Origin of the sequence: Streptomyces sp. NPDC086147, assembly GCF_040702165.1 — a bacterium.
Lineage (GTDB): Bacteria > Actinomycetota > Actinomycetes > Streptomycetales > Streptomycetaceae > Streptomyces.
The window spans coordinates 103,714-126,500 of record NZ_JBFBJO010000006.1; the positions used below are offsets into that span (position 1 = coordinate 103,714).

16 protein-coding genes and 1 pseudogene are annotated in these 22,787 nt (G+C 73.7%); 9 read left to right on the forward strand and 8 right to left on the reverse strand.

The genetic code is table 11. The annotated features are described in order from the left end of the window. Positions 1 to 5: 5 nt before the first annotated feature. The 4 genes from AB0398_RS15830 to AB0398_RS15845 all read left to right on the forward strand — a co-directional run bounded on the left by AB0398_RS15830 (position 6) and on the right by AB0398_RS15845 (position 4,720). Positions 6 to 1,400: a hypothetical protein gene (locus AB0398_RS15830; RefSeq protein WP_366375415.1), complete on the forward strand. Its 1,395-nt coding sequence runs from the start codon at positions 6 to 8 to the stop codon at positions 1,398 to 1,400. After that, complete coding sequence (locus AB0398_RS15835; protein WP_366375417.1) at positions 1,397 to 2,560, forward strand: hypothetical protein; 1,164 nt, start codon at positions 1,397 to 1,399, stop codon at positions 2,558 to 2,560. The genes AB0398_RS15830 and AB0398_RS15835 overlap by 4 nt, the downstream gene beginning before the upstream one ends. A gap of 211 nt (positions 2,561 to 2,771) precedes the next feature. Beyond that, positions 2,772 to 3,803, forward strand: coding sequence for a glutamine synthetase (glnII, locus tag AB0398_RS15840; protein ID WP_366375419.1), 1,032 nt, complete (start codon positions 2,772 to 2,774; stop codon positions 3,801 to 3,803). A 362-nt stretch (positions 3,804 to 4,165) separates the two neighbouring features. Then, positions 4,166 to 4,720: a winged helix-turn-helix domain-containing protein gene (locus tag AB0398_RS15845; protein ID WP_366375421.1), complete on the forward strand. Its 555-nt coding sequence runs from the start codon at positions 4,166 to 4,168 to the stop codon at positions 4,718 to 4,720. An 18-nt stretch (positions 4,721 to 4,738) separates the two neighbouring features. On the opposite strand, the gene AB0398_RS15850 is transcribed toward AB0398_RS15845, so the two are convergent. Further along, on the reverse strand, positions 4,739 to 6,184 hold the full coding sequence (locus AB0398_RS15850; protein WP_366375423.1) for a PepSY domain-containing protein: 1,446 nt from the start codon (positions 6,182 to 6,184) through the stop codon (positions 4,739 to 4,741). A 49-nt stretch (positions 6,185 to 6,233) separates the two neighbouring features. Beyond that, entirely contained in the window at positions 6,234 to 6,863 is a 630-nt protein-coding gene (locus AB0398_RS15855) for a hypothetical protein (RefSeq protein WP_366375425.1), read from the reverse strand. 243 nt (positions 6,864 to 7,106) lie between these two features. On the opposite strand from AB0398_RS15855, the gene AB0398_RS15860 reads away from it, so the two are divergent. Continuing rightward, positions 7,107 to 8,108, forward strand: coding sequence for an NAD-dependent epimerase/dehydratase family protein (locus AB0398_RS15860; RefSeq protein WP_366375426.1), 1,002 nt, complete (start codon positions 7,107 to 7,109; stop codon positions 8,106 to 8,108). A 110-nt stretch (positions 8,109 to 8,218) separates the two neighbouring features. Here the strand turns inward: AB0398_RS15860 and AB0398_RS15865 are convergent, their stop codons facing one another. Continuing rightward, positions 8,219 to 8,623, reverse strand: a complete 405-nt coding sequence (locus AB0398_RS15865) for a hypothetical protein (RefSeq protein WP_366375428.1) — start codon at positions 8,621 to 8,623, stop codon at positions 8,219 to 8,221. A gap of 160 nt (positions 8,624 to 8,783) precedes the next feature. On the opposite strand from AB0398_RS15865, the gene AB0398_RS15870 reads away from it, so the two are divergent. The 3 genes from AB0398_RS15870 to AB0398_RS15880 all read left to right on the forward strand — a co-directional run bounded on the left by AB0398_RS15870 (position 8,784) and on the right by AB0398_RS15880 (position 11,664). Then, the gene (locus tag AB0398_RS15870; protein WP_366375430.1) at positions 8,784 to 9,584 is read left to right on the forward strand and encodes a tyrosine-protein phosphatase; all 801 of its coding nucleotides are present in this window, start codon (positions 8,784 to 8,786) and stop codon (positions 9,582 to 9,584) included. Between the two features lie 131 nt (positions 9,585 to 9,715). Next, positions 9,716 to 10,600, forward strand: a complete 885-nt coding sequence (locus tag AB0398_RS15875) for a metal-dependent hydrolase (RefSeq protein ID WP_366375432.1) — start codon at positions 9,716 to 9,718, stop codon at positions 10,598 to 10,600. Continuing rightward, positions 10,600 to 11,664 carry a PDR/VanB family oxidoreductase gene (locus tag AB0398_RS15880; protein WP_366375434.1) on the forward strand — a complete coding sequence of 355 codons (1,065 nt, stop codon included), beginning with the start codon at positions 10,600 to 10,602 and terminating at the stop codon, positions 11,662 to 11,664. The genes AB0398_RS15875 and AB0398_RS15880 overlap by 1 nt, the downstream gene beginning before the upstream one ends. 18 nt (positions 11,665 to 11,682) lie before the next feature. Here the strand turns inward: AB0398_RS15880 and AB0398_RS15885 are convergent, their stop codons facing one another. Further along, positions 11,683 to 12,171 (reverse strand): hypothetical protein, encoded by a 489-nt coding sequence (locus tag AB0398_RS15885; protein WP_366375436.1) that lies wholly within the window; start codon positions 12,169 to 12,171, stop codon positions 11,683 to 11,685. A 37-nt stretch (positions 12,172 to 12,208) separates the two neighbouring features. On the opposite strand from AB0398_RS15885, the gene AB0398_RS15890 reads away from it, so the two are divergent. After that, positions 12,209 to 12,952 (forward strand): TetR/AcrR family transcriptional regulator, encoded by a 744-nt coding sequence (locus tag AB0398_RS15890; RefSeq protein WP_366375437.1) that lies wholly within the window; start codon positions 12,209 to 12,211, stop codon positions 12,950 to 12,952. A 121-nt stretch (positions 12,953 to 13,073) separates the two neighbouring features. Here the strand turns inward: AB0398_RS15890 and pulA are convergent, their stop codons facing one another. From pulA to AB0398_RS15910, 4 genes and pseudogenes are all read right to left on the reverse strand, one after another. Beyond that, on the reverse strand, positions 13,074 to 18,365 hold the full coding sequence (pulA, locus tag AB0398_RS15895; protein ID WP_366375439.1) for a pullulanase-type alpha-1,6-glucosidase: 5,292 nt from the start codon (positions 18,363 to 18,365) through the stop codon (positions 13,074 to 13,076). Positions 18,366 to 18,457: 92 nt separating this feature from the next. Then, a pseudogene (locus AB0398_RS15900) lies at positions 18,458 to 19,834 on the reverse strand (alpha-amylase family glycosyl hydrolase); the annotation flags it as partial. A 157-nt stretch (positions 19,835 to 19,991) separates the two neighbouring features. Continuing rightward, on the reverse strand, positions 19,992 to 21,098 hold the full coding sequence (locus AB0398_RS15905; protein ID WP_366375441.1) for a LacI family DNA-binding transcriptional regulator: 1,107 nt from the start codon (positions 21,096 to 21,098) through the stop codon (positions 19,992 to 19,994). Further along, positions 21,086 to 22,753 carry a glycoside hydrolase family 13 protein gene (locus AB0398_RS15910; protein WP_366375443.1) on the reverse strand — a complete coding sequence of 556 codons (1,668 nt, stop codon included), beginning with the start codon at positions 22,751 to 22,753 and terminating at the stop codon, positions 21,086 to 21,088. Before AB0398_RS15910 ends, AB0398_RS15905 begins: the two co-directional genes overlap by 13 nt. Between the last annotated feature and the right edge of the window lie 34 nt (positions 22,754 to 22,787).

Here is a 22,787-nt window from a genome sequence, read left to right on the forward strand (position 1 = left end):
GGTCCGTGTCCGAGCTCGTCGCCGCCGAGGACGTGCTCCTCTTCGTCAACGCCGCCGTCACCGCCACCGGGCAGCGCGAGTTCCGCTCCTCCGCCGGCGAGCAGCGGCTCTCGCTCGCCTTCCTCCACGAGTACGTACGGGTCAACTACCGCCCCGTGTACGCCGCCGCGCTCGCGCTCGACATCAACGACCACAACGCGGCCCTCGTCGTCGAGCACCTGCTGCGCACCCCGGCGGAGGCCGGGCCGGGCGAGGGGCGGCTGATCGCCGCCCGGCTCGCCCTGATGCCGCCGCAGCGGGTCTACCGGCTGTTCCGGACGCTGCGCGCCGCCGGGGTCAACAACCGGCGCACGCGCGCGATCGTGCGCGAGTGGATCGCGGCCCGGCCCGATCCGGCGCTCGACGCCGTGAAGTACCGGCCCGGCCTGAAGGCCGCCCTCCGGCACGTCCACGGACCGGCGGCCGGCCCGGAGACGGGCGACTTCCTCTTCGCGCCCCGGCGCCGCGTCCGGTACGGGAGCCCGCTGCTCGACGCGTACCGCAGGGCGCACTACGAACAGGGCGCGCTGTACGAGCTGCCGTTCACCGTCGCCGAGGGGTTCGCCGCGCGGCACGGCGTGCCCCGCGCGCTGTTCCTGGAGCGGATCGCGCCCCGGATGACCCGGTTCGAACGGCTCAGGACCGAGCGCGCGGCGGGGGCCGCGCGGGACCTGTCGGCCATGCCGCTGACCCGGCTCGCGGTGTACGTGCTCTCGCTGCCCTTCGCCGAGCGGGTCGCCCGGCGGGGCGAGCTGACCGGCGCGTTGCGGGCCGCCGCCCGGCGCGCGGCCGGGCCGCACGCCGGGAGCTGGGGGCGGGTGGCGGCCGTGCTCGACGACAGCTTCTCGTCGTCCGGTTCGGCGGTGAAGCGGCGCCGTCCGCTGGCCGTGGCCCTGGGCTGCCACTTCCTCCTGGAGGCCCTCGCGGCGCCGGGCGCGTACGCCCCGCTGTGGACCTCCGGCGGGGACGATCCGCTGCTCGTCCGGCCGTACGGGCCGACCCCGCTCGGCCTGCGGGTCCTGGACGCCCTGGAGACCGGTCCCGAGCGGCTGGTGATCGTCTCGGACGGCTGGGACAACGCCCCGCCGGGGCTCGCGGGCGAGGTCCTGCGGGTGTGGCGGACGCGGCTCGATCCGGAGCGGCGGACGAGCGTCGTGCACCTCAACCCCGTATACGACGCCGAGGGCTTCGACGTGCGCCGCCTCGCACCGGGCGTGCCGACCGCCGGCGTCCGGGACGCGGAGGACCTGGCGGCCCTGGTGGAGATCGCGCAGTTCGCGGAGGGCCGGACGGGGTTCGGGGAGCTGCGGGCCTATCTGGACCGGCGGGTGGAGACGTTTCTGAAGGGGGCCGGAGGGTGACCAGGATCGATCTGGGCGGGCTCGACGTGCGGCCCGCGCAGGTGTGGGGCGGGGTGCGGCTCGTGCCGCTCGTGCGGTCCGAGCCGGTGGCCGGACTGCGGCTGCGGCGGGAGGTGTACGAGGGGTTCGGGACGGCCTCGGTGGAGCTCGGCGGCCGGACGGCTTACACCTCGTACGTCCCGCACGGCTTCGTCGCCGACTGGTCCGGCGCCCGGCAGGACGGCGAGTCCGCCGTGTACGGGACGCTGCTCGGCGACCGGACCGAGGAGCCGCCGCCGTGCGTGCCGGTGCGCCGCGTCCACCGCCCGGCCAAGCGCCGGCGGGGAGAGCGGCGGCTGCGGTTCCTGCCGCTGCACCTCGCCCTGGAGGGCTATCTCGCGCTGCACTTCGGCGGGCCGTCCGTGGTCTGGGACGACTGGTCGCGGGAGGCGGTGCGGCGCGGGCTCTCGCCGCGGGCCGAGGCCGCGTACGCCGGGTGGGGCGGGCCGGGGCTCGGGGAGGCGCTGCGGGTGTTCGAGCTGCACCCGGGGCAGTGCGGGACGCTCCTGTACGTGGCCGACGCGCTGGCAGCGGCCTTCGTGGTGCCGCACCCGGAGGACTACCGGGTCCTGCACCCGACGCTGATCGAGGACCTGTACGGGGAGCTCGTCCACCAGTACGCGCACTACGGCGCCCCGGTGCCGGAGTTCACGGCGCGGATCCGGGACGGCGCGGGCGGGATCCGCACGCTCGCGGACCTGCGGGCGGCGGCCCTGGGGCAGGAGCGGGCCTGGGCGGCGGCGCACGACGGGCTGATGGCGCGGGACCTGCTGGAGACGCCGTACTCCTTCGAGCGGGTGTACCGGGCGGGGTCGTTCGACCTGTACCGGTTCCTGCCGCCGTTCCGGCGGGACGGGCGGGAGCAGCACATCGGGGAGCTGATCACCGACCACCGGGGGCGGACGGCCTATCTGAAGACCTTCCGGCTCTCGGACAAGCAGGTCAGGAAGGGATATCTGCTGCACCGCCTGGCGGACCACGACTGGCACCTCGGGCGGACCGCGGAGGCGCTGGGCACCACGTATCCGGAGCTGGTGCGGCGGATCGGGGCGGCGGGGCTCGGCGGGCTCCTGGACGCCCACGTGGTCGCACGGAAGCTGCGGGAGGGCGGGGAAGGCTGAGTAACACGGGGTTCACAAACGGGCAACCGACGGGAAATCCCGTGTTGCGAAGCTGCGGTCCGAAAGCAACCGTACGGTCCGGCCCCGGCCGGTCCGTACGGAGACCGCAGCTTCTCGCAGCGCCGCGAGCCGCCGCGGGCAGCCCCTCCCGTCGCCTCCGGGCGCCGGGGGAAACCCCAGCAGCACGCCACGCGCCCTAAGGATGAGCCCCGTGACCTTCAAGGCTGAGTACATCTGGATCGACGGCACCGAGCCGACCGCGAAGCTTCGTTCCAAGACGAAGATCGTCGTGGGCGGGGGCGCGGCGCTCGACGAGCTGCCGATCTGGGGCTTCGACGGTTCCAGCACGAACCAGGCCGAGGGCCACGCCTCGGACCGCGTCCTCAAGCCGGTCTTCGTCTGCCCGGACCCGATCCGCGGCGGCGACGACATCCTGGTCCTGTGCGAGGTCCTCAACACGGACATGACGCCGCACTCGTCCAACACGCGCGCCGCGCTCGCCGAGGTCGCCGCGACGTACGCCTCGCAGGAGCCGATCTTCGGCATCGAGCAGGAGTACACCTTCTTCAAGGGCTCGCGTCCGCTGGGCTTCCCCGAGGCCGGTTTCCCGGCCGCGCAGGGCGGTTACTACTGCGGCGTCGGCGCGGACGAGATCTTCGGCCGCGACGTCGTCGAGGCGCACCTGGAGAACTGCCTGGCGGCCGGTCTCGGCATCTCCGGCATCAACGCCGAGGTCATGCCCGGCCAGTGGGAGTTCCAGGTCGGTCCGCTGGCGCCGCTCGAGGTCTCCGACCAGCTGTGGATCGCCCGCTGGCTGCTGTACCGCACGGCCGAGGACTTCGACATCTCGGCGACGCTGGACCCGAAGCCGGTGAAGGGCGACTGGAACGGCGCGGGCGCGCACACCAACTTCTCCACGAAGGCGATGCGCGAGGGCTACGACGCGATCATCACCGCGTGCGAGTCCCTCGGCGAGGGCTCGAAGCCGCTCGACCACGTCAAGAACTACGGCGCCGGCATCGACGACCGCCTGACGGGCCTGCACGAGACCGCCCCGTGGGACAAGTACTCCTACGGCGTCTCGGACCGCGGCGCCTCGGTCCGCATCCCGTGGCAGGTCGAGCAGGACCGCAAGGGCTACATCGAGGACCGCCGCCCGAACGCCAACGTCGACCCGTACGTGGTGACCCGCCTCCTGGTGGACACCTGCTGCGAGGCCCTGGCGAAGGCCGGCCAGGTCTGACCGGAAGGCTTCCGGGCGACTTCCGGAGGGGCGCCCACCGTTTCGTGCGGTGGGCGCCCCTTCCGTCATGTGGGACGCACAACACAGGTTTTGACCGCTCCGGGGGTCGTCCCGGTGTTTCCCTTCTGGTTCAATAGGGATATGGCCAACCTGCAGAACGACACCGCGACGGGTCGTCACGACCTGGAGCCGTTCTGGCCTTCCCGGCAGCATCACGACTTCGACCGGGTGTGTTGCCGCGCGAGGAACGCGTCGGCCCTCTAAAGCCCCGATCGGCCCTGTCCGATCCCCGGCCTTCGGCCGACGCGCACGACGTACGACGCCTGTCCGTCCGTTTCTCCGCGCGAAAGAGCTGACCTGCCATGGCCCACACCCAGAGCGCCTCCCTCACGGCCGTCCGTCCCGGCCGGCACCGACTGCGTGCCGTCGATCCGAACGAGGTCGTCGACTTCTCCCAGGTGGCGGACTTCCTGCCGCCCGGCGCCACCCTGCTGCCCGCGCCGCAGCACGCGCTGCCCGCGCTGCCGGGCCGCCCGCCGATGATCGGGTACCTCGTGCTCGTCCCGGCCGACCAGCAGCAGCACCTGCCCGTGGCCGTCCCCTCCCCCGTGACCGCGCCCGTCGCGGCCGAGGAGCGGGGGCCGGTGACCATCGACGACGTGCAGCGGGTCGCCGTCGTGGACGGGGAGCAGCTGGACCTGACGTACCTGGAGTTCGAGCTCCTCGCCCATCTGGTGGCGCACCCCCACCGGGTGCACACCCGCGACCAGTTGGTCACTACGGTGTGGGGGTACGGGCACGTCGGCGACGGGCGCACGGTCGACGTCCACGTGGCGCGGCTGCGCCGCAAGCTGGGCGCCGAGCACCGCCACACGATCCAGACCGTGCGGCGGGTCGGCTACAAGTACACGCCCTGACCGGGGCGTTCGGCCCGATCAGGCCGTCCGGTTCCTCTCCTCCGCCCTCGTCCTGACCTTCGCGGCCAGGGCGAGGGCGAGGTCGACGGCCAGGAACAGCAGCAGGCTGATCCCGAGCAGCGGGACGAACCGGGCGACGAGCGCCGTGGCCGCCGCGAGCGGGAGCAGCAGGGTGACCGGGACCTTCCGCCAGGCCCCGCGCGCCGCCGGGCGGCCCGGGCGGCGCAGCCACCACATCCGGTAGCCCCAGAGGATCAGCAGGACGAGCGCGAGGGCGAGGGCCGCCAGCAGCAGCTGGTTGAACAGGCCGAGGAAGACGCCCGTGTGCGCGTCGATGCCGATCCGGGTGAGCTTCGCGAGCAGCGGGTAGTCCGCGAAGGCGAGCCGGTCGAGGACCGTGCCGTCGGCCGGGTCGAGGGCGACCGAGTCGAGTTCCAGCGGGAACTGCGTGTCGGTCTCCTTGACCACGTACCCCTTGCCGTCGGCGGGCAGGACCACCAAGATCCGCGGGCTGTCGACGCCCGCCGCGCGGGCCGCCCCGACGACCCTGTCCAGGCCCATGTCCGGGCCCTGGGCGGCGGGTTCGGCGGTGCCGGTGTGGCCGCCGCCGTGGCCCTCGTGCCCCTCGTGGCCGGTGGACGCGCCGCCGACCGTCGCGGTGAGCACGGGGGTCGCGCCGCCCAGGCCGTCCTGGACGGTGCCGATGTTCTCGCCCGCGTACCGCGACCAGGTCAGGCCCGTCGCCGAGAGCAGGACGAGGCCGGCCGCCGCCCACAGGCCGACCGAGCCGTGCCAGGAGAGGGTGCGGCGGCGGGAGGCCGGGCCGCCCTCCGGCACGAACAGGGCGCGGCGGCTCTTCCGGCGCCGGCCGAGCCAGAGCAGCAGGCCGCCGAGCGCTATCACCCACAGCCAGCTCGCGGCGAGTTCGCTGTAGTTGCGGCCGAACTCGCCGAGGTGCAGGTCGCGGTGGAGGCCGTCGATCCAGGTGCGCAGCGGCAGGGCGCCGGAGCTGCCGTAACTGGGGAGCTGCCCGCGGACGTCCCCGGTGTACGGGTCGACGAAGACGGCGAGCGAGGTGCCCTCGGGGGCGTCGGGGTCGGCCATCAGGACCCGGGTGGTCGCGCCGGGTTCGGCGCCGGGCCAGACGGCGGTGACGGTGCCGTCCGGGTTGGCCTCGCGGGCGAGGTCGACCTGGCGGGAGAGCGGCAGGGTCGTGTCGCCGACGGGGACCTCCAGCTCGTGCGCGTAGACCACCTTCTCGGCCTGGAAGGAGAGCGCGTAGAGCAGGCCGCTGAGGGCGGCGACGAGGAGGAACGGGGCGACGAGGACGCCCGCGTAGAAGTGGACGCGGAGGAGGAGGGGGCGGAGGGCGCTCCAGGTGGTGGGCTTGTGGGGCGTGGGCGGAGCGGGGTCCGACGGTGGCGCCTCGGGGGTTTCCGGGCGTGCGGGATCGTCGATCGTCATGGGTGACCGTCCTGGTTCTCGGTGCGGGCAGGGGGGAGCGGCCCCCGGGTCAGACGTGTGCTCCGAGGGCCGTGGCGCGGGGTGCGGACGGTCGGGGCGGACCGCGCCGGGACAGGGTGTGGGCGAGGACGACGGTGTGCGGGCGGTGGGCGTCGCGCCGGGCCCGGCGGGCCGGGCCGCGCGGGGCGTCGGGGACGTGGACGCGCGCGAACAGCAGCCGCAGCGGGGTGAAGGCGTACGCGAGGGCGGCGCGGGCGAGCGCGAAGAGCGCGGCCTCGCCGCGGGCCAGCCAGAGGCCGCAGAGGAGCGCGGCGAGGAGGTGGACGGCGAGCATGCCGGGGCCGGAGGCCGTGGCGGAGTCCACGGTCTGCGCGACGGCCGGGTCCAGGGCGGAGAGCGTGCCCTCCGTGCCCGTCACGGTGGCGGTCGCGTCGTGCACGCCGTGCGTCGCGTGGTGGTGGGCCGTGGCGGCGGGTCCGTCCGGGAGCGCCGGGCGGGCCGTGTGCCCTCCGTGGGCGCCCGTCGCCGAGAAGAGCGCGTGGAGCGCTCCTTGGAGGGCGAGCAGCGCGCCCGCGATCGCGGGCGTGCCCCGGCGGCGGCCGGCCGCCGCCCAGGCGAGGGCGGCCGTCACGACGAAGGCGCCGAGGAGGGCGGTGGCCGGAAGCCGGTGCGCAGACATGGACGAATGCCCCACGGCCGCCAAAGCCACGCACACCACCGCGAACAGCGCGGCTCGCAGGGCGCGCAGGGGCGACCGGGCATCCGTCATCGTCCGCCATGGTGTCATCCCGCCACCTGGCCGAACAGACCCCCCTCGTCCTCCCGCGCCCTTCCTCGTCCGCCTTCCGTTTCCGCCCCCGGCGGAATCCTCCGGGAGCGGAACCGCTGGCCTCCGGACCGGGCGGCCGGGCAGGCTCCGATCATGAAACTGCTGATGCTCGGAGGTACGGAGTTCGTGGGCCGCGCGGTCGTCGAGGACGCGCTCGAACGGGGCTGGGAGGTGACGGTCTTCCACCGGGGCCGGCACGCCGCCCCGAAGGGGGCCCGGTCCCTCATGGGCGACCGCACCGCCGGTGCGGACGGTCTCGCCGCCCTGGCCGGGGGCTCCTGGGACGCGGTCGTGGACACCTGGTCGGCGGCCCCCTCGGCGGTGCGGGACGCGGCCGGGCTGCTCGCGGACCGGGTCGGGCGGTACGCGTACGTGTCGAGCCGTTCCGTGTACGCCTGGCCCCCGGCGGCCGGGCTCGCGGAGGACGGGCCGCTGGTGGAGGGTTCGCCGGACGACGGGGACGTGCCGTACGCGGAGGCCAAGCGGGGCGGGGAGCTGGCCGCCGGGGCCGCCTTCGGCGCCGACCGGACGCTGTTCGTCCGCGCGGGCCTGGTCCTCGGCCCGTACGAGAACGTGGGCCGACTGCCCTGGTGGCTGAACCGGATCGCGCGCGGCGGCCCGGTCCTGGCCCCCGGGCCGAGGACGGCGCCGATCCAGTACGTGGACGTGCGCGACCTGGCCGCGTGGACGCTGGACGCGGTGGAGGCCGGGCTCTCGGGGCCGTACAACCTCGTCTCGCCGCCCGGGCACACCACCATGGGCGAGTTCCTCGACGCCTGCGTCCGGGCCACCGGTTCGGACGCCGAGCTGCGCTGGACCGCGCCGGAGGAGCTGGTCGCGGCGGGGGCGGAGCCGTGGTCGGAGCTGCCCGTGTGGCTGCCGCCGGGCGAGACGTACGACGCGATGCACACGGCCGACGTGTCCCGCGCGCTCGCGGCCGGGCTGCGCTGCCGGCCCGTGGCGGAGACGGTAGCGGACACCTGGGCGTGGCTGGAGTCCCTCGGCGGGGTCGCGCCCCAGCGGCCGGACCGCCCGGGGGTCGGCCTCTCCCCGGAGCGCGAGGCGGAGGTGCTGGCGGCGCTCGCCGGGAGGTGAGGGGGCGCGGGGGCGGCCGCTCACAACGGACAGGCGACCGTTCCTGACGGGCGGGCGGGCGTTCCTGACGGGCAGGCGCCCGTTACCGACAGACAGGCGCCCGCCCCCCGCTACTCCTCCCCCGCCCCGTCCAGCGCCCTGAGGACATGTTCCACCTCGTACGGCATGACGGCGATGAGGACGGTGCCCTCCGGGGAGGCGCACTCGACGATCCTGGAGGCGCCGTTGATGGTCATCGCCTCGCGCAGCGAGGGGGCGCGCAGGCCGGTCCGCCGCAGTTCCGCCGGGAGCGACACCGCCGCCCCGGCCCTGCTGCCCGGGTCCCAGGTCATCCCGGCGGGGCCCACCAGCATCCGCCCCCGCAGCCAACGGCCCTCGCGCGCGGGGTGCCGCAGCATGCAGGGGACCGCGATCCCGTCGCCCCGACCGGCGTCCTCCACGCGCTGCCGCGCCTTGCGCCGGACCAGCCAGGTCACCAGCCCGCCCGCCGCCAGGGCCATCAGAATCTCGATCACCGGAGCATTCAAACAGCTCCCCGGCACGGCCGGGCGGGGGCCGGTGACCCGGGGGACCGCCAGGACCTGCCCCGCCCGGCGCGATCGCTTACGGTCGGCAGGAAGGGTGCGAAGCGGGACGAAGAGTCGCGCAGAGGTACGAACCGGAGGAGCCGACGCCATGGCCGCCATTCCCGCCGTCTCCGTCGCCAACCTCCGCGACCTCGGGGGGCTGCCGCTCCCCGGCGGGCGGACGGTCCGTCCGGGGCTCGTGTTCCGGTCCGCGCAGCTCGACCGGCTCGACCCGGACGATCCCGCCGTGGCGGGCCTGGGGGTCCGCACCGTCGTGGACCTCCGCACGGACGGCGAGCGCGAGGAGCGGCCCGACCGGCCGCCGGCCGGTGCGCGGCTGCTCGTCGCGGACGTGCTCGCCGACTGGCTGGCCACCAGCGGGCTGCCGCCGGCCGCGCGCCTGAAGACGCTGCTGTCGCAGCCGGCCCTGGCCGAGGAGCACCTCGGCGGGGGCCGGATGCGGGAGGCGTTCGCCCGCACCTACCGGGCCTTCGTCTCGGCCGACTCCGCCCGCGCCTCCTACGCCGTCCTCCTCGCCGAACTGGGCGTGCCGGACGCCGGTCCGCTGCTCTTCCACTGCACGGCGGGCAAGGACAGGACGGGGTGGGCGGCGACGGTCGTCCTGTCGCTGCTCGGGGCGGACGAGGGGACGGTGCGGGAGGAGTACCTGTCGGTCAATCCGGCGGTGCGGCAGGCGTTCGCGCCGATGATCGAGGGGTTCACGGCCCAGGGCGGCGACCCGGAGCTGGCGCTCGAACTGATCGGGGTGCTCCCGGAGTACCTGGACGCGGCGCTGGACGAGGTGGCGGTGCGGCACGGCTCGATGGAGAAGTACGTGCGGGAGGGGCTCGGGGTGCCGGACGAGGTGACGGAGCGGATCCGCGAGCGGCTGACGGCGGACGGAGGTTGACCGGTCCCGGGCCGGGCCCGGACCCGGTCCGGACCGGCTCCGGGCGGGCCCCCGGGCGGGGGTGACAAGGGGCGGGAAAAAGGTGCCGCACGCACCTGTTCCCGTCGCTTACCCCTCAGTACATTGACGTCATGTCTAATACGCAGCCTGCACCGGTGGCGTCGGAGCACGTCGAGCTCAAGGCCCGCAAGGTCTCCTTCGACTGGGAGGAGACGCCGCTCCACTGGGTTCCCGGCGACCCGTTCACCACGCACACCATCAACGTGCTGCACCTGCTGCTCCCGGCCGGCGAGCGCTGGTTCGTGCACGTCTACAAGCAGGCACTGCCGTACGTCACGGACGACCGGCTCCGCGAGGACGTCATCGGCTTCATCGGCCAGGAGGCGATCCACTCCCAGGCCCACGACGACGTCCTGCCGCACCTGCGGAAGCTGGGCCTCGACCCCACGCCGTACACCGCGCAGGTCGACTGGTTCTTCGAGAAGCTGCTCGGGGACCGCACCCTGCCGCCGGGCCGGCCGCGCCGCTGGTGGCTGATGGAGCGGGTCGCGATGATCGCCGCCATCGAGCACTACACCGCCTTCCTGGGCGACTGGGTCCTCAACGCCGACGAACTCGACCGGATCGGCGCCGATCCGACCATGCTCGACCTGCTGCGCTGGCACGGCGCCGAGGAGGTCGAGCACCGCTCGGTCGCCTTCGAGCTCTTCATGCACCTGGACGGCGGCTACCGGCGCCGCGCCCGCACCTGGGCGCTGGCCTTCGGCGCGCTCGTCTTCCTCTGGCAGCGGGGCATCCGCTTCTTCATGGAGAACGACCCGAGCCTGCTCGACTCGAAGGCCTCCCTCGCGGACTTCGTCCGCAGGGGCCGGCGGGGCGTGCTGCCCTCCACCCCGGCCATGCTGCGGTCCGTCCCCCGCTACCTCAGCCGGTCCTACCACCCCTCCCAGGAGGGCGACACCGAGCAGGCCCTCGCCTACCTCGCCTCCTCGCCCGGCGCCAACGGAGGCCGCTGATGCCCCGGTTCGCCGCCGTCGCCCTCGCCGCCGGAACCGCCCTGCTCGTCCGCCGCGCCGTCCGCCGCCGCATGTCCACCGCCCCGCTGTGGCCCCTGCCCGCCCTGGAGGAGCCCGTCTCCGGCTACGGCCGGGGCCGCACCGTCCCGCGCAAGGCGCTGGTGACCGGCCGCACCGCGCCCGCCGAGGGCGTCGTGGAGCTGCGCCTCGAAGGTGCCGATCTGCCCGCCTGGCAGCCGGGCGCCCACATCGACCTGGTCCTGCCCTCCGGGCTCGTCCGGCAGTACTCGCTCTGCGGCGACCCCGCCGACACCGGCTCGTACACGGTGGCCACCCGGCTCATCGGGGCCGGGCAGGGCGGCCGGGGCGGTTCGCGCGAGGTCCACGAGCGGCTCCGCGAGGGCGTGGAGGTCGAGATCCGGGGTCCCCGGAACCGCTTCCCGTTCGTCGACGCCCCCGCGTACGTCTTCGTCGCCGGCGGCATCGGCATCACCCCGGTCCTGCCCATGCTGCGCGCCGCCGAGGCGGCCGGGGCGGACTGGCGGCTGCTCTACTGCGGCCGGAGCCGCGCCACCATGCCGTACCTCGCCGAGGTCGAGGCGCTGGGCGGCGGCGGCCGCACGACCGTCGTCGCCGAGGACGAGTCCGGCTTCCCCGACCTGGGGTTCCTCGCGAACGTGCCGGAGGGGACGGCCGTGTACTGCTGCGGTCCCGACGGCCTCATGGACGCGGTCGGCGCGGCGATGCCCGGGGGCCGCGTCCCGCGCCTGGAGCGCTTCTCGGCGTCCACGACGACCGGCGGCGCCCCCTTCGAGGTCGAACTGCGCCGCTCCGGCCGCACGGTGGCGGTGGCGGCCGGCCAGTCGCTCCTGGACGCGGTCCGCGCGGAGCTGCCGGACGTCCCGTACTCCTGCCGGCAGGGGTTCTGCGGGACCTGTCAGCAGCGGGTGCTCGCGGGCGGGATCGACCACCGGGACGAGCTGCTCACCGACGCCGAGCGGGACGACTCGATGCTGATCTGCGTCTCGCGCTGCACGGGGAAGCGGCTCGTGCTCGACCTGTAGGCCCTCGCGGCCCGACCCCTACGGGAGGACCAGCCAGTCCAGGGCCAGCGCGGTGAGCAGGCCGCCCGCCAGGAGCCAAGTGCCGAGCCGGGTACGGCCGTTGCGGGAGAGCTCGATCACGATCCCGCAGAGGATCATGGCGAGTCCGTACACGCCGACGACCAGGACGGACGTGCGGCTCGCGAGGCGGACGGCGAGCACGACGGCGAGGGCGACGAGGAGGACGGAGGCGGCGGCGACGCGGAGGCGCCTGGCCTGCCGGGGGGTGAGTCCCCCGGCGGGCCGCCCGCCCGCCCCGTCGTCCTCGCTCTCACCCTCCTCTTCGTCCGTCTCCTCGGTGGGTTCGTCCGTCTCCTCGGTGAGTTCGCCCTCTCCGGGGAGGGCGTCGGCGGCGGGCTTCTCCGTGCCCGGCGCCCCGGACGCACCCGCCGCGTCGGGGACTTCGGTGCCTGCCGCAAGGGTCTTCGGGGCCCCGGTCGCCGGGGTGTCCTGGTCGGGAGCGCTCATGGGGCAGGAGCGTAACGGACACCGTTAGGCTGTTCGCATGACGACCGGGGTACGCCGCAGGATGGGCGTCGAGGAGCGCAAGCAGCAGCTGATCGGGGTGGCCCTCGAACTCTTCGGCCACCGCTCTCCCGACGAGGTCTCCATCGACGAGATCGCCGCCGCCGCGGGCATCTCGCGGCCGCTGGTCTACCACTACTTCCCCGGCAAGCAGAGCCTCTACGAGGCGGCCCTGCGGCGGGCGGCCGACGAGCTGGCGGCCAGGTTCGTGGAGCCGCCCCACGGGCCCCTGGGGGCACGGCTGCTGCGCGTGATGGGCCGGTTCTTCGACTTCGTGGACGAGCACGGCCCCGGTTTCGCGGCGCTGATGCGGGGCGGTCCGGCCGTCGGGTCCTCGACGACGAACGCGATGATCGACGAGGTGCGGCAGGCCGCGTACGAGCAGATCCTCGCGCACCTGGAGGTCGAGGAGCCCTCGGCCCGCCTGGAGTTGGTGGTCCGCTCCTGGGTCTCCCTCGCCGAGTCGACGGCGCTGCTCTGGCTGGACGGGCGGCGGGTGCCGCGCGCGGAGCTGGAGCTCCAGCTCGTGCACGACTTCGCGGCGCTCGCGGCGGTGAGCGCCGCGTACGACCCCGGGATGGCGGAGATCCTGGTCGGGATCCTGGCGGACGAGCCGGTCGACGGGCCCTTCGGGGACCTGGTGGCCCGGCTGGTCGCCCTCGCGCCGGCCCCCGGCCCCGCCCCGGACGCGCTGCCCGCCGTGCCCGACCAGCGCCTGCCGTAGGAGGATGCGGGGCCGCGAACCGCCTTGCCGCCGGTGGGGAGCCGGGAAGGCCCGCCGCCGACGGCACGCACGTACTGCGGGGTGGCCCCGGGGGGAGCGGGCGCTCCCCCCGGGGAGCCGGTCATCCGGCCTTGAACACCGCCACCGTCCGCGCCGGGACCGTGAAGGTGCCCGAGTCCTTCGCGTAGGCGGCGGTCTTCACGACCGCGTCGGAGCCCTGGGCCTGGACCGGGTGCAGGCGGTAGCCCCTGCCCGCCAGGTCGGCGACCCTCTGCTCCTGTGGCCCCGGGGTCGCGTTGAGGACGACGACCAGGTCGCCGAGGCGCATGGTGATCACGCCCGGGGTCTCGTCGCGGCCGGAGAGCGGGAAGGACAGGGCGGACTGCACCCGGTCGGCGGTGGCCAGGGAGAAGACCGGCTCGGTGGTGCGGATCCTCTGGAGGTCCCGGTAGGCGGCCGAGGCGCCGTCGATCTGCGCGCAGCCGACGGTGAGGGACGGGTTCGCCAGGAGCGGCTTGCCGAAGCCCCACTTGGGCTTGTTGTCGGCGGCCGGCGGGAGGCCGCGGCCGAAGCCGTTGCCGTCGCGGCAGTCCCAGTGGATGGCGTTGAACCAGTCGCCGCTGTCGTACGAGTTGCGGTCCAGGGACTTGGAGCGCAGCAGGTCCGAGCCGGCCTGGGAGAGCGCCGGGCCCTGCGAGAGGGTGGCCGTCGCCATGGCGAGGACCTGGGCGCGGGCGCGGTCGGCCGGGGACGTGCCCGCCGGGAGCTTGAAGGCGAGCGCGTCGTACAGGGACTCGTTGTCGTGGGCGTCGGCGTAGGCGAGGGCGTCGCCGGGGGCGGCGGCGTAGCCGGCCGGGGAGCCGTTGTAGTCGACCTGGGAGCCCTTGACCGTGCGGCCGGAGGTGTCGGTGAAGGTGTAGCCGGCGAGGTTGCCGGTCAGGCCGACCTTGATGAGGTCCTGGTAGTGCAGGAGGCGGGCCTTCTGCTCGGCCGGGGTGCCGTTGGCGGCCGAGGCGTTGGGGTCGGTGTAGAGGCCGGAGGCGAAGCCCTGGACGCCCGGGTCCTCGTCGAAGGGGCCGCCGCCGCGCACGGCGTCGCGGGCCCGGTCGGAGAAGGTCGCGATCCCCGTCCCGGCCATGTTCTTCTGGGTGGCCTGGACGAAGCGGGCGTCGTCGGCGACCTCGCCGAAGTTCCAGCCCTCGCCGTAGAGGACGATCGCCTTGCCGTCGACGCCGTCCTTCGCGACCGTCAGGGCGTCGAGGGCCTTGCGGACGGCGAGGATGTTCTCCTTCGGGTGGTGGCCCATGAGGTCGAAGCGGAAGCCGTCGACCTTGTACTCCCTGGCCCAGGTGACGATCGAGTCCACGACGAGCTTGCCCATCATGGCGTTCTCGGGCGCGGTGTTGGCGCAGCAGGTGGAGGTGGTGACGGCGCCGTCGGCGTCGAGGCGCTGGTAGTAGCCGGGCACGATCCGGTCGAGGACGGACTTGTCGGACTGTCCGGCGGCGACGGTGTGGTTGTAGACGACGTCCATGACGGTGCGCAGTCCGTCGCCGTTGAGGGCCTGGACCATCCGCCGGAACTCGACGGTGCGGCGGGTGCCCTCGGGGTCGGTGGCGTAGGAGCCCTCGGGGACGGTGTAGTGCAGCGGGTCGTAGCCCCAGTTGAAGGCGTCCTTCGCCGCCACGGCGGCGACGCAGGCCTGCTGCTCCTCGGAGTCGGGGGCGTGTGCCTTCAGGTCGCAGGCCGGGGTGGCCTGGTCGTTCTTCTTCTCGGGGACGGTGCCGATGTCGAAGGCCGGCAGGAGGTGGACGTAGGAGGTGCCGGAGGCGGCGAGGTCGCGCAGGTGCTCGGAGCCCTTGCTGCCCTTGTCGGTGAAGGCGAGGTAGGTGCCCCGGTGGTCGGCGCGGGCCGTGGGGTCGGCGATCGAGAAGTCCCGGATGTGGAGCTCCTGGATCTGGGCGTCCCGCAGCGGCACGGCGGCGGGCTTCCTCAGGCCCTTCCAGCCGGTGGGGGCGAGCTTCGGGTCGGTGAGGTCGACGGCGAGGCTGCGGGCGGAGTCGGTGGTGAGGGCGGTGGAGTAGGGGTCGGTGACCTTGTTGGTGACGACCTTCTGGACGGTAGGGGCCCAGACCTTGACGGCGTAGCGGTACGGCTTGCCGGTCCAGGACTTCGGGCCGGTGGCGGACCAGACGCCGGAGGCGTCGTCGCGGCGCATGGCGACGGTCCGGCCGTCGAGTTCGAGGGCGACGGACTGGGCGGTGGGGGCCCAGACGGAGAGGGTGACGCCGTGGCGGCCGAAGACCGGGCCGAGGGCCGCCTTCGCGGCCTTCGGCGCGTACAGGTCGTCGAGGACGCCGGCGGTCTGGACGCCGGTGGCGGCGAGCAGGGCGCCGTTGGCGGCGCGCTGGGTGGCGATCAGCTGGCCGCGCAGGGACTCGCGGATCCGGTCGGCGTCGCGCGGGTCGACGGTGAAGGCCGGGTAGTCCTTGAGGTGCGGGTACTTCGCCTTCTGGGCGTCGGTGAGCGCGGCCCGGTCGAGCCGGAGCCACTGGCCCTCGGTGTTCAGGGCGCCGCCGGTGACGGCGATCCCGCCGTCCTTCGCGTAGACGAGCTGCTGGCTGGTGGCGTCGGTGGCCTTCACCTTCCAGACGACGGTGTTCCGGTCGATCCACTGGGCCGAGGCCTTGGCGAGGTCGAGGTCGGGGGCGCCGCCGACGGTCGGCAGGAGGTACTTGGGCTCTCCGCCGAGCAGCCAGACCTCGTGGCCGTAGGTGGCGAGGTCGAGGGACTGGTCGGTGGGCAGGTCCTTCTGGTCGCCCTTGTGAAGGATGTACGACAGGGAGGTCGCGCCCTCGGCGAGCGGCACCTCGTAGACGGCGCCGTACGCGTCGACGCGTACGGGCATCAGGGGCTTGGACCAGTCGGTGGGCTGGGCGGCGCCGGTCCAGGTGTGCAGGCCCCAGCCGTCGTGGTCGCCGTCGGCGCGCTGGTAGTGCAGGACGGCCTTGGTCTTGTCCGGGGTGACCGGGGCCGGGTTGGTGTCGGACTGGCCGTCCTGGCCCTGGGTGATCCAGACCTCGCCGGTGCGGCCGAGGTCGACGGTCCGCTGCGGGCCGTCGGCGGCGCCGTCCTTCTCGACGGTGTACGGGATCGTGGCGGCGCCCTCGGGGACCTTGACCCAGGCGAAGGCGCCGTGGGCGTCGCGGCCGGTGAACGCGGCCTGCTGTCCGGCGGCCTTCAGGGTCCAGCCGTCGTAGTTCCCGTCCGCGCGCCGGTAGTGGACGATCGCGTGGGTGCGCTCGACGGCGACGGGCTTCTCGGGGGCCGGGGGCGCGCCCGCCGTGGTGGCGGCGGTGGCGCTCGCGGTGCGCCCGGAGCTGTCGACGGCGACGGCCTTGTAGCGCAGGGCGGTGCCGGCGGGGGCGGTCACGTGCTGGGTGACCTTGTGGGGGGCGTGGTCGGCGGTGCCGAGGGTCTGCCAGGGGCCGTTGCCGACCTGGGCGGCGAAGACGACCCGGTTGAGGCCGCCGCCGGTGACGTCGGCGGAGAGCTCGACGGTGCCGGTGGCTCCGGCGGCCGGGGCCCGGAGGGTCACGGAGGGCTTCACGGCCGGGGCCGGGAGGGGCCGGTCGGCCCTGAGGACCAGGGAGGAGAGGGCCGGGACGGTGACGGTGACCTTCCCGTCCTTCGCCGCGACGGCGCCCCGGCCGCCGTACAGGGTGCGGAAGGCGGCCGAGTCGACGGGGATCGTGACGGTCTTGTCGGCGGTGGAGCCGTTGGTGGCGACGAGGTACTCGGTGCGCGCCTTCGCGTCCGTGCGGGAGAAGGCGTAGACGGAGCCCTCGGCGTACCGCTCCCGCTGGATTCCGTCGCGGAGCGCCGGGTGTTCGCGGGTCAGCTTCGACAGGGCGGCGACGGAGCGGTAGACCGGGTGGCCGGTGTCGTACGCGTCGGTGGCGTGGGTGCGGTCGGTGCCGAGCTGGTCGTCGTCGAGGTAGTCGGCGGCCTTCGAGGCGAAGAGGGGCTGGCGGGCGTCCTTGTCGCCGCCCGCGCCGGTGAAGCCCTGCTCGTCGCCGGAGTAGATCACCGGGTTGCCCCGGGAGAGGAACATCAGCTCGTTGGCGAGCCGGGCGCGCTTGAGGAGTTCGGCGTCGGTGGCGTTCGGGTTGTCCTGCTTGAGGAAGGTGCCGATGCGGCCCATGTCGTGGTTGCCGAGGAAGGTCACCTGCTCGTAGGCGTTGGCCTTGTCGGTGGTGTACCGGTAGTCCTCGGCGAAGACCCTGGCGAGGCGGTCGGCCCCGGCGCCCTGGGAGGCGAAGGCGCGGGCCGCGTCCTGGAAGGGGAAGTCGAGGGTGGCGTCGAGCCGGCCCCGGGTGACGTAGGGGGCGGTGACGGCCGTGTCGGCGGAGTAGACCTCGCCGAACATGAAGAAGTCCTCGCGGCCGCGCTTTTTGGCGTAGGCGTCGAGGGCGGTGGCCCACTGGGTCCAGAAGTCCAGGTCGACGTGTTTGACCGTGTCGATCCGGAAGCCGTCGATCTTGAAGTCGCGGACCCACTTCTCGTAGATCTTCTTCATGCCCTCGACGACCTCGGGCCGCTCGGTCCAGAGGTCGTCCAGGCCGACGAAGTCGCCGTACTCGGCGGACTCGCCGACCCAGGTGGAGTCGCCCCGGTTGTGGTACATCGTGGGGTCGTTGAGCCAGGACGGGACCTTGACGCCCTTCTCGGCCACCGGGGTGTACGGGAAGGAGTCCGCGTCCACCCGGCCGATCGCGTCGCGGTCGTCGAAGGGGCGGCCGTTCTTGTCGAGGTAGGGGTAGGCGCCCTTGGGGCGGTAGCCGTACTTCTTCTCGGCGTAGTCGACGGTGTCGGCGGTGTGGTTGGTGATGACGTCGAAGAAGACCTTCATGCCCTTGGCGTGGGCGGCGGCGATCAGCCGCTCCAGGTCGGCGTTGGTGCCGAAGTGGGGGTCGACCTGGGTGAAGTCGGTGATCCAGTAGCCGTGGTAGCCGGCGGAGGCGTTCTCCCCCTCGCCCTGCACGGGCCGGTTCTTGAAGATCGGCGCCATCCAGATGGCGGTGGTGCCGAGGCCCTTGATGTAGTCGAGCCGCTGCGTGAGGCCCTTGAGGTCGCCGCCCTGGTAGAAGCCCTTGTCGGCGGGGTCGAAGCCGGTCCGGGTGCGGCTGCCGGTGAGGCCGCCGCGGTCGTTGGACGCGTCGCCGTTGGCGAAGCGGTCGGGCAGGACGAAGTAGAACTGCTCGCGGGTGAGGTCCTGGCGGGCGGGCTCGGCCGCGAGCGCCCGGTCGGACGGCGGGGCCGGGGGCTTCTGCGCGGCGGTCGCGGGGACGGCGGGCACGAGGGCCGCGCACAGGGCGGCGGCCAGTGCGACCGCCGTTCTCTTGCGTATCACGGGGTTTCTCCCTGGAGGTACGGGAAGAGGGGGCCGCCCCGGGTGGGGCGGCCCTGCGGTGCGAGGGGGGTCCTGCGGGGTGTGCCGGCTCAGCAGTTCCGGGCGTTCGCGTGGAGCGCGACCGCGGTGTTGACGCCGAGGGTGGCGGTGAACTGACCCGATCCGTTGACCGTCACGGGGGTGCCCGACTGCACGTTGCAGTAGGTGCCGGCGGGCAGGGAGGTCTGGAAGGTGCGGGTGAGCGCCGAGGACTCGTGGTTGATCGCCACGTACGCCTTCGTGCCGCGGCCGAACGCGATCGCGTTGTTGCCGTTGTCCCACCAGTTGGTGACGGACTGGCCGCGCGCGGTGTTGCGGAAGGCCACCATGGAGGAGATCTCGCGCCAGGCGTGCTGGCACTTCCAGCCGTCGCTGTAGCAGGCGTTCACCTGGCCGCCGTTGGGCGGTCCGGCGTTCTTGTCGGTCCACTCGTAGCCGGAGTGGACGTCCGGGGCGCCGTAGGGCCAGGCGAGCATGAAGACGGAGGCGAGGGTGTAGTTCGCGCCGTCCTTGTAGGTGAGGGTGTCGCCCTCGCGCTCGGTGTCGTGGTTGTCGACGAAGACGCCGGACTGGCCGGAGGACATGTAGCCCCAGCCCTCGCCGAAGTTCTTGAGGTACGCGAGCTTCTCGTTCTGCAGGACGCGCTTGAGGTCGCGGGCGTAGCGGAACTCCTGGACGTCGCCGTTGCCGAGGTACTCGCTCGGGGAGACGGCCTCGCCGGCGCCGAAGATGGCCTCCTGCTTCCAGTACACGCCGGGCTGGGTGAGCCGCGACTTGATGTTGGCGAGGTCGGCGGCCGGCATGTGCTTGGCGGCGTCGATGCGGAAGCCGTCGACGCCGAGGGAGAGCAGGTCGTTGAGGTAGCCGGCTATCTTCCCGCGGACGTAGTCCTCGCCGGTGTCCAGGTCGGGGAGGCCGACCAGTTCGCAGTACTGGACGTTGACCCGGTCCTGGTAGTTGCTGATCGTCGCCCGGCAGTCGTCCATGTCGAAGCCGGAGTAGAGGCCCGGGTAGTCGTACTTGGAGAACGGGGTCCCGCCCGTTCCCGTACCCGACCCGTTCGCCATGTGGTTGATCACCGAGTCGACGACGACCTTCACGCCCGCCGCGTGACAGGTGTCGATCATGTTCTTGAAGGCGGTGCGGTCCCCGAGGCGTCCGGCGATCTTGTAGCTGACCGGCTGGTACGAGGTCCACCACGCGCCGCCCTGGAGGTGCTCCTGGGGCGGGGAGACCTGGACGTAGCCGTATCCGGCCGGTCCGAGGCGGGTGGTGCACTCCCGGGCGACCGAGGAGAACTTCCATTCGAACATCACCGCGGTGACGTCCTTGGTGCCGGGCGGGGCGGCCTGCACGGGGGTGTTTCCCGTGACGGCCACAGCGGCTCCCGCCACGAGGGCGAGTGCAGCGGCCACGGTTCTTCTGGCCATGCTTCCTCCTGTACGACGTCGGTGTCGCAGTCGGTGTCGCGAGCGGGGGCAGGCGACTTAGCAAGAAGTTGCCGAAAACTTCAGCAACTGTTTTCAGCCGTGACCGTACGAGTGGCCCGACGCCCGGTCAACCCTCCGGACGCCGCGACGCAAGTTGTTACGAAAGGACTTGCGGCCCTTCGGCGTCCGGGGCGCCCGAGGCGTCCCGCGCCGGCGGCTGCGCCGTCGAACCGCGCACGACCAGCTCCGGCTGGAACACGAACTCGGTGCGCTGCACGGGGTTGCCCTCGATCTCCTCCAGGAGCGCTCCCACGGCGGCCGTGGCCATCGCCTGGACGGGCTGGCGGACGGTGGAGAGCGGCGGGCTGGTGAAGGCGATCAGGGGCGAGTCGTCGAAGCCGACGACGGAGACGTCCCCGGGCACGTCGAGGCCCCGGGCGCGGACCGCGCGGATCACGCCGAGCGCCATCAGGTCGGAGCCGCAGACGATGCCGGTGCAGCCCTCGCGGAGCAGGATCTCGGCGGCGGCGTGGCCGCCCTCGACGCCGAACAGGGTGGGCCTGATGAAGCGTTCGGCCTCCGCGCGCTCGACGCCGAGGAGCTCGTACAGCTCGGCGGCGAAGCCCTCGGCCTTGCGGCGGGAGGGGACGTAGCGGGTGGGGCCGATGGCGAGGCCGATGCGCTCGTGGCCCAGCTCGACCAGGTGCCGCACGGCCATGCGGGCCGCGGCGCGGTCGTCCGGGGAGACGAAGTTGGCGTCGACGTGCTCGTTGTAGCCGTTGATGAGGACGAACGGCACGCCCCGGGCGGCGAGCCGGGCGTAGCGGGCCGGGTCGGCGGTGGCGTCGGCGTGCAGGCCGGAGAGGAAGACGATGCCGGACACCCCGCGCTCCACGAGCTGTTCGACGAGCTCGTCCTCGGTGGCGCCGCCGGGCATCTGGGTGCAGAGCACCGGGGTGTAGCCGTGTCCGGCGAGGACCTGCTCGACGACCTGCGCGAACGCCGGGAAGATCGGGTTGGTCAGCTCGGGCACGACGAGCCCGACGAGGCCCGCGCTGCGCCGTTTGAGGCGTACGGGGCGCTCGTAGCCGAGCACGTCGAGCGCGGCGAGCACCTTGTGCCGGGTCGCGCCGGCCACCCCCGCCTTGCCGTTGAGGACGCGGCTGACGGTGGCCTCGCTGACGCCGGACTGGGCCGCGATGTCCGCGAGCCGCGGGGCGCCCGTTCCGGCGCCCCGCGGCAGGGGGATCGTCACACCGCCCACCAGACGGTGGTGTCGGCGGGCAGCTCCACCGTGTCCGCGCCGGGGGCGACGGGCTCGTTGGAGAGGAGGAACCGGCCGGGCAGCGGGACGGAGATGGCCCGGCCGGTGGTGTTGGCGGTGCAGACGAAGCCGTCGCGCCGGAAGGCGAGGACGCCCTCGGGGGCCTCCAGCCACTCGACGCCCTCGCCCGCGCCGAGTCCGGGCTGCGTCCGGCGCACGGCGAGCGCGCTGCGGTACAGCTCCAGGGTGGAGCCCGGGTCGCCGGCCTGCGCCTCGACGCTCAGCGCGCCCCAGGTCGCGGGCTGCGGCAGCCAGGAGCCACCGTCGCCGAAGCCGTACGAGGAGCCCTCGACGGTCCACGGGATCGGCACCCGGCAGCCGTCGCGGAAGCCGTCCTGGCCGCTGGCCCGCCAGAAGGACGGGTCCTGGCGGACCTCGTCGGGCAGGTCGGTGACGTCGGGCAGACCGAGCTCCTCGCCCTGGTAGACGTAGGCCGAGCCGGGCAGGGCCAGCATGAGGAGGGTGGCGGCGCGGGCCCGGCGCAGGCCGAGTTCGCGGTCGCCGGCCTCGCGGAGCTGGGTGCCGAGGCCCGCCGGGTTGGCGAAGCGGGTGGCGTGCCGGGTGACGTCGTGGTTGGAGAGCACCCAGGTGGTGGGGGCGCCGACCGGGCGCATCGCGTCGAGCGAGGCGTCGATGACGGTGCGCAGCTCGGCGGCGTCCCAGTGGGTGCCCAGGTACTGGAAGTTGAAGGCCTGGTGCATCTCGTCGGGGCGCACGTAGTTCGCGGTGCGGTCGACGGTGGGGGTCCAGGCCTCGGCGACGAGGACGCGCTCGCCGTCGTACTCCGAGAGGACCTCGCGCCAGGAGCGGTAGATCTCGTGGACGCCGTCCTGGTCGAAGAAGGGCATGACGTCGTTGCCGAGCAGCTTGAGCTGGTCGTGGGCGCCGATGTCGGGCAGGCCGGCGGCCTTGACCAGGCCGTGGGCGACGTCGACGCGGAAGCCGTCGACGCCCATGTCGAGCCAGAAGCGCAGGATGGAGCGGAACTCGTCGCGGACGGCCGGGTGCTCCCAGTTGAAGTCGGGCTGCTCCGGGGCGAAGAGGTGCAGGTACCAGTCGCCGGGGGTGCCGTCCGGGTCCTCGGTGCGGGTCCAGGCCGGGCCGCCGAAGATGGACTCCCAGTCGTTGGGCGGCAGTTCGCCGCCCTTCCCCTTGCCGGGGCGGAAGTGGTAGCGCTCGCGCAGCGGCGAGCCGGGGCCCTCGCGCAGGGCCCGCTGGAACCACTCGTGCTGGTCGGAGGAGTGGTTGGGGACCAGGTCGACGATGATCCGCAGGCCCAGGTCGTGGGCCTCGCGGATCACCGCGTCGGCGTCGAGCAGGGAGCCGAACATCGGGTCGATGGCCCGGTAGTCGGCGACGTCGTAGCCGGCGTCGGCCTGCGGGGAGGCGTAGAACGGCGAGAGCCAGACGGCGTCGACGCCCAGGTCCTTGAGGTACGGCAGCCGGCTGCGGACGCCCTCCAGGTCACCCATGCCGTCGCCGTTTCCGTCGGCGAAGCTGCGCGGGTAGACCTGGTAGATCACGGCGTCTCTCCACCAGCCCGTGTGCGTTCCGGTGGTGGGGACGTCGGCCGGGGCGGCGAGATGCTGGGTCATGTCTTCCCTGGGAGGTAAGGAGGGGCGTGCGGGG